Source organism: Kocuria sp. KRD140, assembly GCF_017168375.1.
Lineage (GTDB): Bacteria > Actinomycetota > Actinomycetes > Actinomycetales > Micrococcaceae > Kocuria > Kocuria marina.
This window is the reverse complement of record NZ_JABFAW010000007.1, coordinates 160,817-173,813: the sequence shown is the minus strand read 5'-3', so window position 1 is coordinate 173,813 and position 12,997 is coordinate 160,817. Positions and strand designations below refer to the sequence as shown.

At 70.5% G+C, this 12,997-nt stretch carries 15 protein-coding genes, 1 tRNA gene and 1 pseudogene; 11 read left to right on the top strand and 6 right to left on the bottom strand.

Annotated elements, in window-relative coordinates; all coding sequences use genetic code 11:
* Positions 1-97: 97 nt before the first annotated feature.
* Together J1M36_RS07160 and J1M36_RS07155 are read left to right on the top strand one after the other, a co-directional pair.
* Positions 98-379 carry a hypothetical protein gene (locus tag J1M36_RS07160; protein WP_241246956.1) on the top strand — a complete coding sequence of 94 codons (282 nt, stop codon included), beginning with the start codon at positions 98-100 and terminating at the stop codon, positions 377-379.
* 55 nt (positions 380-434) lie between these two features.
* Complete coding sequence (locus J1M36_RS07155; RefSeq protein ID WP_274606034.1) at positions 435-917, top strand: PepSY domain-containing protein; 483 nt, start codon at positions 435-437, stop codon at positions 915-917.
* Here the strand turns inward: J1M36_RS07155 and J1M36_RS07150 are convergent.
* The 3 genes and pseudogenes from J1M36_RS07150 to J1M36_RS07140 all read right to left on the bottom strand — a co-directional run.
* A pseudogene (locus J1M36_RS07150) lies at positions 884-1,054 on the bottom strand (IS110 family transposase); the annotation flags it as partial. The gene J1M36_RS07155 and the pseudogene J1M36_RS07150 sit on opposite strands and share 34 nt — an antisense overlap.
* Positions 1,055-1,295: 241 nt before the next feature.
* The gene (locus J1M36_RS07145) at positions 1,296-1,664 is read right to left on the bottom strand and encodes a hypothetical protein (RefSeq protein ID WP_131332449.1); all 369 of its coding nucleotides are present in this window, start codon (positions 1,662-1,664) and stop codon (positions 1,296-1,298) included.
* Positions 1,661-2,872 carry a pyridoxal phosphate-dependent aminotransferase gene (locus tag J1M36_RS07140; RefSeq protein ID WP_131332450.1) on the bottom strand — a complete coding sequence of 404 codons (1,212 nt, stop codon included), beginning with the start codon at positions 2,870-2,872 and terminating at the stop codon, positions 1,661-1,663. Before J1M36_RS07140 ends, J1M36_RS07145 begins: the two co-directional genes overlap by 4 nt.
* A gap of 323 nt (positions 2,873-3,195) precedes the next feature.
* Here J1M36_RS07140 and J1M36_RS07135 point away from each other — a divergent pair.
* The 6 genes from J1M36_RS07135 (at position 3,196) to J1M36_RS07110 (ending at position 7,241) form a co-directional block, all read left to right on the top strand.
* A tRNA-Trp gene (locus tag J1M36_RS07135) sits at positions 3,196-3,268 on the top strand.
* Positions 3,269-3,331: 63 nt separating this feature from the next.
* Entirely contained in the window at positions 3,332-3,598 is a 267-nt protein-coding gene (secE, locus tag J1M36_RS07130) for a preprotein translocase subunit SecE (RefSeq protein WP_064845237.1), read from the top strand.
* 45 nt (positions 3,599-3,643) lie between these two features.
* Positions 3,644-4,516 carry a transcription termination/antitermination protein NusG gene (gene nusG, locus J1M36_RS07125; RefSeq protein ID WP_206478967.1) on the top strand — a complete coding sequence of 291 codons (873 nt, stop codon included), beginning with the start codon at positions 3,644-3,646 and terminating at the stop codon, positions 4,514-4,516.
* A 136-nt stretch (positions 4,517-4,652) separates the two neighbouring features.
* Positions 4,653-5,081 carry a 50S ribosomal protein L11 gene (gene rplK / locus J1M36_RS07120; RefSeq protein WP_035959909.1) on the top strand — a complete coding sequence of 143 codons (429 nt, stop codon included), beginning with the start codon at positions 4,653-4,655 and terminating at the stop codon, positions 5,079-5,081.
* An 86-nt stretch (positions 5,082-5,167) separates the two neighbouring features.
* Positions 5,168-5,878 (top strand): 50S ribosomal protein L1, encoded by a 711-nt coding sequence (rplA, locus tag J1M36_RS07115; protein WP_064845235.1) that lies wholly within the window; start codon positions 5,168-5,170, stop codon positions 5,876-5,878.
* A gap of 196 nt (positions 5,879-6,074) precedes the next feature.
* Entirely contained in the window at positions 6,075-7,241 is a 1,167-nt protein-coding gene (locus tag J1M36_RS07110; protein ID WP_064845234.1) for a GNAT family N-acetyltransferase, read from the top strand.
* Positions 7,242-7,258: 17 nt separating this feature from the next.
* Here J1M36_RS07110 and J1M36_RS07105 read toward each other — a convergent pair whose 3' ends face one another.
* The 3 genes from J1M36_RS07105 to moaA are packed head-to-tail and all read right to left on the bottom strand — an operon-like array spanning position 7,259 to position 9,912.
* Positions 7,259-8,563 carry a molybdopterin molybdotransferase MoeA gene (locus J1M36_RS07105; RefSeq protein ID WP_082943126.1) on the bottom strand — a complete coding sequence of 435 codons (1,305 nt, stop codon included), beginning with the start codon at positions 8,561-8,563 and terminating at the stop codon, positions 7,259-7,261.
* Positions 8,564-8,567: 4 nt separating this feature from the next.
* A complete protein-coding gene (locus J1M36_RS07100) occupies positions 8,568-8,831 on the bottom strand; it encodes a MoaD/ThiS family protein (protein WP_064845233.1) in 264 nt (87 codons plus the stop codon).
* A 4-nt stretch (positions 8,832-8,835) separates the two neighbouring features.
* Entirely contained in the window at positions 8,836-9,912 is a 1,077-nt protein-coding gene (gene moaA, locus J1M36_RS07095; protein ID WP_082943125.1) for a GTP 3',8-cyclase MoaA, read from the bottom strand.
* Positions 9,913-9,978: 66 nt separating this feature from the next.
* Here moaA and glp point away from each other — a divergent pair, with 66 nt between their 5' ends.
* The 3 genes from glp to J1M36_RS07080 are packed head-to-tail and all read left to right on the top strand — an operon-like array spanning position 9,979 to position 12,997.
* A complete protein-coding gene (gene glp / locus J1M36_RS07090; RefSeq protein WP_082943124.1) occupies positions 9,979-11,328 on the top strand; it encodes a gephyrin-like molybdotransferase Glp in 1,350 nt (449 codons plus the stop codon).
* Complete coding sequence (moaC, locus tag J1M36_RS07085; protein WP_064845230.1) at positions 11,325-11,822, top strand: cyclic pyranopterin monophosphate synthase MoaC; 498 nt, start codon at positions 11,325-11,327, stop codon at positions 11,820-11,822. The genes glp and moaC overlap by 4 nt, the downstream gene beginning before the upstream one ends.
* Positions 11,819-12,997 carry a molybdenum cofactor biosynthesis protein MoaE gene (locus J1M36_RS07080; protein ID WP_206478966.1) on the top strand — a complete coding sequence of 393 codons (1,179 nt, stop codon included), beginning with the start codon at positions 11,819-11,821 and terminating at the stop codon, positions 12,995-12,997. Before moaC ends, J1M36_RS07080 begins: the two co-directional genes overlap by 4 nt.

Sequence of the window (12,997 nt, the reverse complement as noted above, 5' to 3'; positions counted from 1 at the left end):
CCGCCCGGCCTGATTGATTCGTGGCTGGGCGGCCGCTGGCGTATCCACCCTGTGCGAGGCCACGTCCCACTACGCGGTGGACCCGAACCCGCCGAACATGGCCCTCCTGACGTTGACCCTCTCGATCGCGGGGCTCGTGTGCGTGCTTCTCGCCGGGCGGCGTCTCGGCGCCGTACGAACCGCGTGTGCCGTGGCGCTGAGCCAGGTGCCCTTCCACGCGCCGTTCTCGCTGGGCGGTCATGCCGCGGGGCCGTCCTCCCACGTGATCGGGACGGCCTACGCCCAGGGTCACGCCCTGCGCCCCGTCCCCCTGCCCCCGCGCGCGTGGTCACCCGTGCGCATCATCTCCCCACGCGGACCGCCGGCTCTCTCCGTCTGAGCCGCTTTCCTTTCGAGCACACCCCGGGCATTCGCCTGCGGGGTGTCCTCACCACATGCCGTCGAGAGGTACGTCATCATGTCCGCAACACGGAACGCACCGTCGTCCGAACGTGCCTGCGAGGGTGCGCGCCCCTCCCACGCCTGGTTCATGGCCCTGCTGCAAAGACTGCACTCTGCCGCTGCGCACCACGATCGACCGGTTGCGCCGGGACCTGCTGGTGGGTGAGCCCGGGCGGCTCTACAGCGAACTCGCGGCCTCGTGGCTGGGTGTCATGGCCGTGAGCAGGATCGTGCTCATGGTGCTGCACCGACGCCGCGTGGGGCGGGGCCGCTGCGCCCGGGTCACCCTGGTCCCGCGCCCGGGGGAGGCCAATGCGTATCGCCGGACTCGGTCGTGCCACACGGCCACGGGCGTGTGGCTGGCCCTAGATTTCCTGTTTCTCGCGTCGTCGGGACTCACGTGGTCCGCGCACGCGGGGGGGGGGTGCCTCTATGGTTTTCGTCAAGCAGCCAGGGCCACTGATGACGCGGTCTGAGGGTCGGTGGGGTCTTGGTAGAGGGTGCCGTCACGCAGCATCGCGAACAGGACGTCGGTCCGCCGGCGGGCCAGGGCGATGATTGCCTGGTTGTGGCGTTTGCCCTGGGCGCGTTTCCGGTCGTAGTAGGCCCGCGACGGGGCGTGGTGGATCTCGCGGTCGCCGTCGTCGCAAACGCCGCTCGGCCCGGGAATCCGCGCACTGATCATCCGTGCGGACGGCGCTCCCCGAACGGGCCGTACGGCCTGAACGGGCCGCGCCGTCTGAACGGATGTCGCTCCCCGCACGAACAGCGCCCCTGAACGAGCAGCACCCCCGACAGCGGTCATCCGCCATCGGGGGTGCGTGCGCTGGGGAGGGTGCGTCCGCGCGGGGGCCTCAGGCGGTCTCGCCCCGGAAGTTGTGCCGGTCCACGAGCGCCCACGACGCCGCGGCGTTGACAGCGGCCACGGTGAACACCGAGGGCCACGCGCCGATCTTCTTGGCCAGCGGGTGGGACAGTCCGAACCCGGCGAGGTACAGTACGCTCAGGCCCGCGGTCGTGGCGGGTCCCGCGGAGCGGTACCACGTGCGCCCGGCGACCACGCCCTTCGCGAGCAGGACCGCGCCGCCCAGGGCGCGCACCCCCGTGAAACGGGCCACCGCGTAACCGCCGATCAGTCCGCCGGCCACCACAGCCGAGCTGGGCAGGGCCACGGCGGAGGGCAGCAATTCGTCCAGCTCGTGCAAGGTCTCTTTGACGCTCATTCGGTGCCTCCCAGGAAGTTCTGCAGACGGGACAGGCCCTCGGCGAGATCGTCGTCGCCCAGGGCGTAGGACAGGCGCAGGTACCCGGACGGGCCGAAGGCCTCACCCGGGACCACTGCCACCTCGGCCTTCTCGAGGATCAGTTCCGCGAGCTCCGCGCTCGTGGTGGGCGTGACGCCCGCGAACTCGCGGCCCAACAGCGCCGTGATGTCTGGGTACGCGTAGAACGCACCGGTGGGGGTGGGGCACACCACGCCGTCGATCGCGTTGAGCCCGTCCACGATCGTGCGACGACGCCGGTCGAAGGCCTCGCGCATGCGCTCCACCTGGTCCATGGGCCCGTTCAGGGCGGCCAAGGCCGCGCGCTGGGCCACGTTGTTCACGTTGGAACTCAGATGCGACTGCAGGTTGGTCGCGGCCTTCACGACGTCTGCGGGACCAACCAGCCAGCCCACACGCCAACCGGTCATCGCGTAGGTCTTGGCCACGCCGTTGAGCAGGATGAGGTTCTCGTGCAGCTCGGGTACGGCGCGGGCCATGGAGGTGAACTCCACGTCGTCGTACGTGAGGTGCTGGTAAATCTCGTCGCTGATTACGAAGATGCCCTTGGCCGCGGCCCATTCACCCACGGCCCGGGTCTCCTCGGCGGTGTAGACCGCACCCGTGGGGTTGGAGGGCGAGCAGAACAACAGGGCCTTGGTGTGCTCCGTGTATGCGGCCTCAAGTTGTTCGGGCGTGACCTTGTACTCCTGGTCCGCACCCGCGAAGACCTCCACGGGGTTGCCGCCGGCCAGTCGGATGGCTTCAGGGTAGGTGGTCCAATATGGGGCGGGCAGCAGGACGTCGTCGCCGTCGTCCACGACCGTCTGGAACGCCTGGTACACGGCCTGCTTGCCGCCGTTGGTCACGAGCACCTGGGAGGGCTCCACGGCCCATCCGCTGTCGCGCTGCGTGGCTTGCGCGATCGCTGAACGCAGCTCGGGCAGTCCCGCGGCGGGGGAGTAGCGGAAGTTCTTGGGGTCCTGGAGGGCCTCGGCGGCGGCATCCACGATGTAGTCGGGGGTCGCGAAGTCCGGTTCACCCGCGCCGAAGCCGATCACCGGCCGCCCCTCGGCCTTGAGGGCCTTGGCCTTGGCGTCCACGGCGAGGGTCGCGGACTCCGCGATCGCCGAGATCCGATGCGAGATGCGCTGCTGCGCTGGTGACATGGTGATCATTTCTCCTGGGCTGACTGGGCTGCCTGGACTGACCGGGTCGTCCCGGCGGGCGGGCCTCTCACTGGCCCGCGCACGGATCCGTACGGGAACCTGACGGGCCCGGGGTCCAACCGGGGACGCGGACATCGCTCCCAGCTTAGGTGGCCGGACCCTTGCTTTGCACGGGACGCGGCGGGCGCGTACCATGGTCTGTTGGTGCCGCCACCAGTTCGGTGCGCTCTGCCCCGGGATGGACTCCCGTCGGCGGGATGATGGGCCGATGATAGGCTCGGGCACCGGATTTCGTGTCGCGCACGGCTGCGGCACGGTGTCGAAGGGCAGTGGCGCAATTGGTAGCGCAGCGGTCTCCAAAACCGCAGGTTGCAGGTTCGAGTCCTGTCTGCCCTGCTTCAGGACCCACAACGGCACGCACACCACCGCCGAGAAGTTGCTTCACGCAGGGGAGAGCCGATGTCGCACACCGTCACAGGACAGACCCCGGGTCAACCTGCCGGTTCCGATCACAAACGTGGGATCTTCGGCCGGATCTGGCTGTTTATCCGTCAGGTCGTGGGAGAACTCAAGAAGGTCGTCGCCCCGTCCCGCCGGGAACTGGTCAACTTCGTCCTGGTCGTGCTGGCGTTCGTGGCGTTCATGATGGTGTTGATCTCCCTGTTGGACCTGGGCTTCGGTCAGGTGGCCATCTGGCTGTTCGGGAACGGCGACCAGGCCCAGTAAGTCCTTCCACCACTTCCAGACGTCCACAGAAAGCAGGAATCCCCGGTGACCGATCACGAGCTCGATAACGACGACACCCAGCCCGCTCAGTTCGACTCCCTGATGGCGGACGCTGCGCGGGACGAGTCGGCGCAGAGCACGTCCGAGACCACCGAGACCACGGATCCGCAGCAGGACTCCGACGAGCGCACCGTGCAGGAAGCCGACCTCGACGCCGCCGAGGGTAACGGCGAGGCCGTGCCCGTCCCCACCGAGGACGCCGCGGCCGCGGCGGAAGCCGCCGAGGACGACGTCGACCCCGCGGTGGAATTTAAGGCCAAGCTGCGCCGCCAAGAGGGCGACTGGTTCGTGATCCACACGTACGCGGGGTACGAGAACCGTGTGAAGACCAACCTCGAGACCCGCATCCAGTCCCTCAACATGGAAGAGGACATCTTCCAGATCGAGGTGCCCATGGAAGAGGTCGTGGAGATCAAGAACTCGCAGCGCAAGACCGTGCGCCGCGTGCGGATCCCCGGGTACGTGCTCGTGCGCATGAACCTCACGGATGCCTCCTGGGGCGCTGTGCGCCACACCCCGGGTGTCACGGGCTTCGTGGGCCAGGACGCCTACAACCCGGTGCCGCTGCGCCTGGACGAGGTCTTCGACATGCTCGCCCCCACGTTCGAGACCCCCGAAAAGGCCAAGGGCCTGGGCGAGACCGCCGGTTCCGGCGCGGGTGCCCAGGGTGGCGCCCAGCAGGTCACCGTGGACTTCGAGGTCGGCGAGTCCGTGATCGTGAAGGAGGGCCCCTTCGAGACCCTCCCGGCCACGATCTCCGAGATCAAGGTGGAATCCCAGCAGCTCGTGGTACTGGTGTCCATCTTCGAACGCGAGACCCCCGTGACCCTCGGTTTCGACCAGGTCACCAAGATCTAGTCCCATCAGGTTTCGGAATCCGGCCTCGGATGTGCTTTGGTCCGGGGTGTTTCCGTTCGGTCGCCGCGCCACGGCGACCACTCGCCGTCGTACGCTCCTGTGCGGCGGTACGCACAGCTAGAAGAAGGACCATCACATGGCTCCCAAGAAGAAGGTCGCAGGCCTGATCAAGCTGCAGATCCAGGCGGGCGCCGCCAACCCGGCTCCCCCGGTGGGTCCCGCGCTGGGTCAGCACGGCGTCAACATCATGGAATTCTGCAAGGCCTATAACGCGGCCACGGAATCCCAGCGCGGCAACATCGTGCCGGTCGAGATTACCGTGTACGAGGACCGCTCGTTCACGTTCGTAACCAAGACCCCGCCGGCCGCGCAGCTGATCAAGAAGGCCGCCGGCGTCGCCAAGGGCTCCGGTGTCCCACACACCAATAAGGTCGGGAAGATCACCATGGACCAGGTCCGTGAGATCGCCGAGACCAAGAAGGAAGACCTCAACGCCAACGACGTCGAGGCCGCCGCGAAGATCATCGCCGGCACCGCCCGTTCCATGGGCATCGAGGTCAACTGAGCTCTTCCGAGCTCGTACCGAAGACAACCATCGTGGCAGGGCCGAGCGCGGCCCGCTGACCACAACTGCACAAGGAGAACAAGCAGATGGCACAGCGCAGCAAGGCATACCGGGCAGCTGCCGAGAAGATCGAGGCGGGCAAGTTCTACGCTCCCGCCGAGGCGGTCGCCCTGGCCAAGGAACTGGCCGAGAACAGCAAGTCCGATTCCACCGTCGAGGTGTCCATGCGCCTCGGTGTGGATCCCCGCAAGGCGGACCAGATGGTCCGCGGCACCGTGAACCTGCCCAACGGCACGGGCAAGACCGCCCGCGTGGTCGTGTTCGCAACCGGTGACAAGGCCGCCGCGGCCGAGGCCGCCGGTGCGGACTTCGTGGGTTCCGACGACCTGATCGCCAAGGTCCAGGGCGGTTGGACCGATTTCGACGCCGCCGTGGCCACCCCGGACATGATGGGCAAGGTGGGCCGCCTGGGCAAGATCCTGGGTCCCCGTAACCTCATGCCGAACCCCAAGACCGGCACCGTGACGATGGACGTGGCCAAGGCCGTGTCCGACATCAAGGGCGGTAAGATCGACTTCCGCGTGGACAAGCACTCCAACCTGCACTTCATCATCGGCAAGGCGTCCTTCGACGCCCAGAAGCTGGCCGAGAACTACGGTGCCGCGCTGGAAGAGGTGCTTCGTCTGAAGCCGGCCGCGTCCAAGGGCCGTTACATCACCAAGGCTACCGTGGCCACCACGTTCGGCCCGGGCATCCCTGTGGACCCGAGCGCCACCGAGGTCACCACCCAGGCGTGATCGCGGGTACGTAACGAGGGAACGCTCGCATTCCCTGCCGTCGAGGGAAGGGTCCGTGCCGTCACCGGCCGGACCCTTCTTTCGTGGGACGATGGAAACACCGTTACGAATTCTTGATGTACTTGAGGCCGGGTTCCGTGGACGGGGCCCGTCGCCCGGGTGCCGTCCCGGCCGGGCGGCGCGGAAGGAGATCACTGTGACGGAGCCGTCACCGGTACGCATCGAATTGTTGTGCATCCCCGACACCTTCGATGACGAGGCGCAGCGGGTCCTGGGGCGCGTGGCCGCGCTCGTGCAGTCCTCCCGGCGACACGTGTGGGGCACCGGTCAGCTCAGCAACGGCGCCCACGACATCTTCCGGGACCTGCACGACCCCTACGAGCGCGTGAACGTCCTGTGCGCGTACTTCGACGACCGTCTCGTGGGGCGCGCCGAGGTGCGGATGCCCCTGATCACGGACACCGACATGGCGCAGATCGCGGTGGACGTGGCCCCGGACGAGACCTCCGAGGGGATCGGGCGCGCTCTTCTGAGTGCTGCGGAGCAACTTGCGCGGGGTGAGTCCCGCCGGTTCATCCGCCTCGTGACCGAGCACCCCGCGTCCGAGGCGCGCGATCCCTCCGGCCCCGGGGACGGCAGCGCGGACGGCACGGCCGACGGCGGTGCGAGCCCCGTGGCTCCCGTCCCATGGCTCGACGCCGCCGATGGTTCCGGGCGCCTGCCCGCGAGCCACCGCCAGACCCGCTTCGCCCAGCACGCCGGGTACACCCTGCGCACGGTCAGCAGTTTCGCGCTCCTGCCCGTGCCGCTGGACGAACAGCGCGCCGCGCGCATCCACGAATCCCTCGAGGCCGTGCCCTTCGCGGACCACTACCGCCTGCACACGTGGGTGGGGGAGGCCCCGGACGAGCTCCTGGCCCCGCTCGCGCAGCTGCACGCCAAGATCCCCACGGACTCGTTCGTGCGCCCGATCGTGGCGGACCCGGACCCGTGGGACAGCGCGCGGGTGCGCCGCACGGAACAGCTGCGTCAGGAGGACGGCGACCGGTCCCTGATGGCCGTGATCCAGGACGTGCGCACGAGCGAGCTCGTGGGGATGACCGAACTGATCCTCGCGCAGCACCGCCCGGCCCTGGCCCTGCAGGACGAGACCCTCGTGGTGCGCACCCACCGCGGGCACCGGTTGGGGATGCGGCTCAAGCTCGCCAACCTCGAGCAGCTCGCGAACGTGGCCCCCGAGGTCCGGACCGTGTACTCGTGGACCCACAGCGGCAACGACCGGATGAACTGGGTCAACGCCCAGCTAGGCTTCCGGGACGCCGGTCAGTCCGCGATCTGGGAGCAGGACTTCAGCATCCACTGACCGCCGGGGCCGGTCACTCACCACGGCAGGGGCAGCACCACGGTCTCCTGTCCGCGGGCCAGCCCGTCCCGGGGCACGGACAGCAGCCCTTGCGCCGCGGCGAGTCCGCGCACCATGTTGGAGCCCACCGCGCGGCACGGCACCCAGCCGTCCTCGTGCCGCCGGGCCGGTAGCAATCGTTCGGAGCGGGCGTCGGCCAGATCCTCCCCGGCAATCGCGGGGGCGAAAGGTTGGGCATCGCGGCCCAGGTGGCCGGCCAGGAACGCCCCACCCAGCAGCAGGAACGCCACCATGGCGCCCAGGGGATTGCCGGGCAGCGCGAGCACGGCGGTGTCCCGCGCGGCTGCGAACAATGTGGGGTGACCGGGCATGAGGTCCAGCTGGTCCACGAGCACGTGGCACTCGTCCTGCACCAGGGGACGCACGAAGTCCGCGTGCGAGCGGGACGTGCCACCCGTGGTGACCACGAGGTCGTGCTCGGCACTCAGTTCGCGGAGCAGGCAACGCAGCGCCGCGGCGTCGTCGGGACCGCGGCTCACCGTGACCGTGCGCCCGCCGAAGGCCTTCACCATGGGCGGCAGGGACATGCTGAACGCATCGCGCACGTACCCGGGAGCCGGGAGCCCGCTGGTGCGCACCTCGGAACCCGTGAGCAGCAGGGCCACGCGCGGGACGGTACACACGGGCACGTCGTCCCGTCCGGCCACGGCCAGGAACGCCGCGTGCGCGGGGGAGAGCACGGCGCCCGCCCGCACCACGGTCTCGCCCTCGGCGCATTCCGTTCCGGCCGGGCGAATGTGCCTGCCCGCGAGTTCCGTGCGCGGGCTGCCGGGGGACAGCTCAAGGAGCTCGCCGCGGCGGGTTGCGAATTCCTCGCGGATGACCGTGGTGGTGCTGTCCGGGATCACGCCGCCCGTGACCACGGGGACGGCCGTGCCGGGCGCAAGCGTGACCGCGGACGCGGCACTCGGCAGCGGCGCGGACGGCGCAGCGCCGTCGGCCAGGTGATCATCCAGTCGCCGTCCGTCGGATGCCCCCGCACGGGAGCCCGGGGCGACGACGCGCCACGGTCCCGGTCCGTGGACCGCGTACCCGTCCATCGCGCTCGAGGCGTAGTGCGGGACGGAACATGCCGCGCGGACGTCGTGGGCCGCGGTGCGACCCGCCGCCTGGTCCAGGGGGACGATCTCGATCGCGCCGCCGGGCCGGGAGTCCGCGAGCACCGAACCGGCCCGGTGTGCGAGGGTCCGGGCGGCGTCACGCGCCGCGTGGTGCAGGGGTTCGAGACCGCTACTCCACGCGGGTGGGGTAGGACCAGGCATCCGATCAGCCCCCCGCGAAGGGCGGGAGGACGTCCACCGTGGCGGCCGGGGCCAGCGGGGACTCCTGGTCCCGGGCGGCCACACCGTCCACGAGCCACGAGCATTGCGGCAACACCTGGGCCAACGTGCGTTCGCCCGGTGGGGCCACGGGGTGGAGGGTGACCAACAGTTGCTGCAGCTCGGAGCGGGTCAGCGCCGTGGTGGTCTCCACGTGCTCTTCCTCTGTCCCGGCCGCGGCAGCGGCCGCCGCGAAATAACGCACGAGCACGGTCTCAGCCCCCGATCGCGCTCATGCTGCGGTCGGGCTGGACGTAGTCCCCGGAGTCGAGGCCCGCGTGGTCCATCCCGTGGGCGCGCGGCTTGACCCACATGGCATCGCGCCAGCGTTGAGCGATGTCCCGGTCGGTTGCGTTCGAGCGCAACAGGTGCATCAGATCCGTCTCGTGGTGGGAGAACAGACACGAGCGCACGTGGCCGTCCGCGGTGATCCGAGTGCGCGTGCAGTCCTCGCAGAACGGTTCCGTGACGGACGCGATGATCCCCACGGTCCCCACCACGGTGTCCTGACCGCGTTCCCGCACGAGGTACTTCTCCGCGGGGGCGCCCGCGCGGGGTGCGGTGTCCGGGGTGATGTCGAAGTCCCGGGACAGGGACTCGCGGATCTCGGTGGCCGTGACCATGTTCTTCCGGGTCCAGCCGTGGTCCGCGTCCAGGGGCATCTGTTCGATGAAGCGCAGGGCGCAGTCGTGGTCCAGGGCCCAGCGCAGCAGCGCGGGCGCCTCGTGGTCGTTGATCCCGCGCATCAGGACGGCATTGAGCTTGACCGGGCTCATGCCCGCGTCCTGGGCGGCAGCCACGCCCTCGAGCGTTTGGGTGAGCCGCCCGCGGCGGGCGAGCTTCTCGTAGGTGTCCGCGCACAGGGTGTCCAGGGAGATGTTCACGCGGGTCATCCCGCCGTCCGCGAGGGCCTGGGCACGCCCGGCGAGTCCGATGCCGTTGCTCGTCATGGACACGGGGATCCCCGGCATGCGCTCGGTCAGGGCGGCCACGAGCTCCTCGAGATCGGGGCGGATGAGCGGTTCCCCGCCCGTGAGTCGGATCTCCCGCACCCCGAAGTCCGAGACGGCGATGGCGGCCAAACGCACGATCTCCGGGACCGTCAGCAACGATTCACGCGGCAGCCACTGCATGCCCTCCGCGGGCATGCAGTACGTGCACCGGAGGTTGCACTTGTCCGTGAGGGAGATGCGCAGGTCCGTGGCGGTACGTCCGAAGCGGTCCGTCAACGGCCCCTGCGTGGGCACCCCGCGAACGGGGAGGACATGGGGATTACCGAGGAAAACGGACATACCGTCCAGTGTAGGTGCTGCCCCCAGCACGGGCGGAACCCCCGGCGGGGTGGCTACCCTGGAGCCATGTCCCGCTGTATCGAAACGCACCAGCGCACGCTGGTCGAGTTGCTCAACTCGGCGTCACACGACGACGCCGCACTCCTGCCCCTCACGCGCGCCGCGGGACGCGTGCTCGCCCGGGACCTCGTGGCGGAGGCGGACCTGCCACCGTTGGCGAACTCGCAGATGGACGGGTTCGCGGTGCGCGTGGCCGATCTGACCCCCTCCGTCCCGCCCCAGCCAGGGGATGTTGAAGGGATCGAACTGCCCGTCGCGGACGTGCGGCCCGCGGGTGCCCAACCGGCGCGGCACACACCCGGTACCGCGACCGCCGTGATGACCGGGGCCGTGCTCCCCGAGGGCGCGGACGCGGTGATCCCCGTGGAACGGGTGCGTCCCCCGCGCTTCGACGTCCCGGCCGTGACGATCAGCCCCGACGTCGCCCGGTCCGTCACCGAGGGCACCTTCGTGCGAGCGGCCGGGAGCGACGTCGCCCGCGGCGCCGTGGCGCTGCCCGCCGGAACGCGGCTGGGGGCTGCGGCGCTCGGTGCGTGCGCCGCGCTCGGACTGGGCCCGGGAACCGAGGTGTCCGTGCGCACCGGACCGCGTGTGGTCGTGGTGAGCGGAGGGGACGAGATCGCGCCCGACGGGCACGCGCCGCGCCCCGGGATGTACCACGACGCCAACGGCCCCTTGCTGGCCGCGTGGTTGTCCGAGGCGGGCGCCGAATCGGTGACCCGGGTCCGTGTGGACGACGACCCGGACGCCTTCGTGCGAGCCCTGGATCACGTTGTCACCGAGGCACGACCCCACCTCGTGATCACGAGCGGCGGGATCAGCGCGGGCGCGTTCGAGGTCGTGCGCCAGGGCCTCGAGCGGGAGGGCCGGGACACGTGGTTCGGCCACGTGGCCATGCAACCGGGAGGCCCCCAGGGACACGGCACGTTCCGTGGCGTGCCCGTGATCTGCCTGCCCGGTAATCCCGTGAGCACGTGGGTCTCGTGCGAGGTCTTCGTGCGTCCCGCGCTCGCGGCCGCGTGGGGGTGTTGCCCGTCGCCGCGGTGGTTCACGGCCGAATTGGGCGAGGCGGTTCGACCGCTGGACACCAGGACCCAGCTGCGCCGCGGGAGTATGGAACACCCGGGGGACGGAACGGTCCCGCGCGTGCGTCTCGTGGGGGGAGCGTCGTCGCACCTGCTGAGCGCCGCCGCCCGTGCGGACGTCCTGGTGCGCATCCCGCCCGGGAAGCACGAACTCGCTGCCGGGACGACCGTGGCGGTACTGCCGGTGGACGGCGGCGTGCTGCCCGCGGACGACGACCCGGTGCCCGCGGGCGCAGCAGACGGAACGGAACGAACAGGAGAGCCAGCGTGAGCGAACGAGAGCCGGAGCCCGGACAACAGCACCTGACACACGTGCGGGAGGACGGCACGGCGCACATGGTGGACGTGAGCGAGAAGACGGTGACCTCGCGCGAGGCCACCGCCCAGGCCGTGCTCATGACCCGCCCGGACGTGATCGACCTGCTGGCCTCGGGGGGGCTACCCAAGGGGGACGCGCTCGCCGTGGCGCGCGTGGCCGGGATCATGGCCGCCAAGCGCACCCCGGACCTCGTGCCCCTGTGCCACCCGCTGCCCCTGAGCAAGGTGACCGTGGACCTCACCCCGGGCGAGGACCGCGTGGTGATCGAGACGACCGTGCGCACCCGCGGTGTGACCGGCGTGGAGATGGAGGCCCTCACTGCGGCGAGCGTGGCCGCGCTGACCCTGTACGACATGATCAAGGCCGTGGACAAGGCCGCCACGATCACCGACACCCGCGTGCTCGCCAAGTCCGGCGGCAAGAGCGGCGATTGGAGCGCCCGATGAGTGAGCACGCGGATCCGGCCCACGGCCGTCCCTCCCGTCGACACGAGGTGGGCGACACCCACCTGGAGGGGCGCGGCGCCGTGGTGGTCGTGGTGTCCAGCTCGGCGGCGTCGGGCACGGCGGAGGACCGCTGCGGGCCGCTACTGCGGGACTGGTTGCGGGGCCGCGGCCTGGACGTGACGCTGCGCGTGATCCCGGACGGGCCCGAGGTCCTCGAGCTGCTGCGCAACCTCACATCGGCGTCCGGGCCTGCCGCCCCGCGGTTCGTGATCACGACCGGGGGCACCGGACTGAACTCGGACGACGTCACGCCCGAGTCCACGGCCCGGGTGCTGGAGCGCGAGTCGCCGGGGATCATGCACGCGCTGTGGAGCGCGGGGCTGCAGAAGACCCCCACGGCCGTGATGAGCCGCGGGGTCGCGGGGCACACCGGCCAGACCTTCATGGTGAACCTCCCGGGCTCGCGCGGGGGCGTCAAGGACGGGATGACCGTGCTGGACCCCCTGCTGGACCACATCAGCGCGCAGCTCGAGGACGTGCACGGTCACGGGGAGGACCGCTCCGTGACGCGCTCCGCGCAGGGGGAGGTCGTCCCCGCGGCGGTCCCGGACTCCCCGGGCCACGCCGAGCGCACGGACGTGCCCGGCCATGACGCCGCCCCCGCCGCGGGCACGGTCGGCGCGCGGGTGCCCGCAGCGGCGGCGTCGTCGTCCGACGACGACGACGCGCCGGGCGCCGAGCCCTCGGCGGGCGAGGTGCTGCTGGCGCTCGTCACGACCGACCCCCTGGATGCGGCCGAGGCGCAGCGTGCGGTCCAGCATCCGCGGTGCGGGGCGGTCGTCGGGTTCAGCGGCGTGATCCGCGACCACGACGGCGGCAAGGACGGTGTCACGGCGCTTGAGTACAGCGCCCACCCCAGCGCGGGCGAGGTCATGCGGGACGTGGTCGGTGAGATCGCGAGCGCCCACCCGGACGTGCGCTTGTGGGCCGCGCACCGGATCGGCGCGCTCGCCGTGGGGGACAGCGCGCTCGAGGTGGCCGTGGCCGCGGGACACCGTCGCGAGGCGTTCGAAGCGTGCGCGCAGCTCGTGGACCTCATCAAGGAACGCGTGCCCATCTGGAAGCGGCAGAGCTTCGAGGACGGGCAGCACAACTGGGTGGGGCTGGACGCCTGA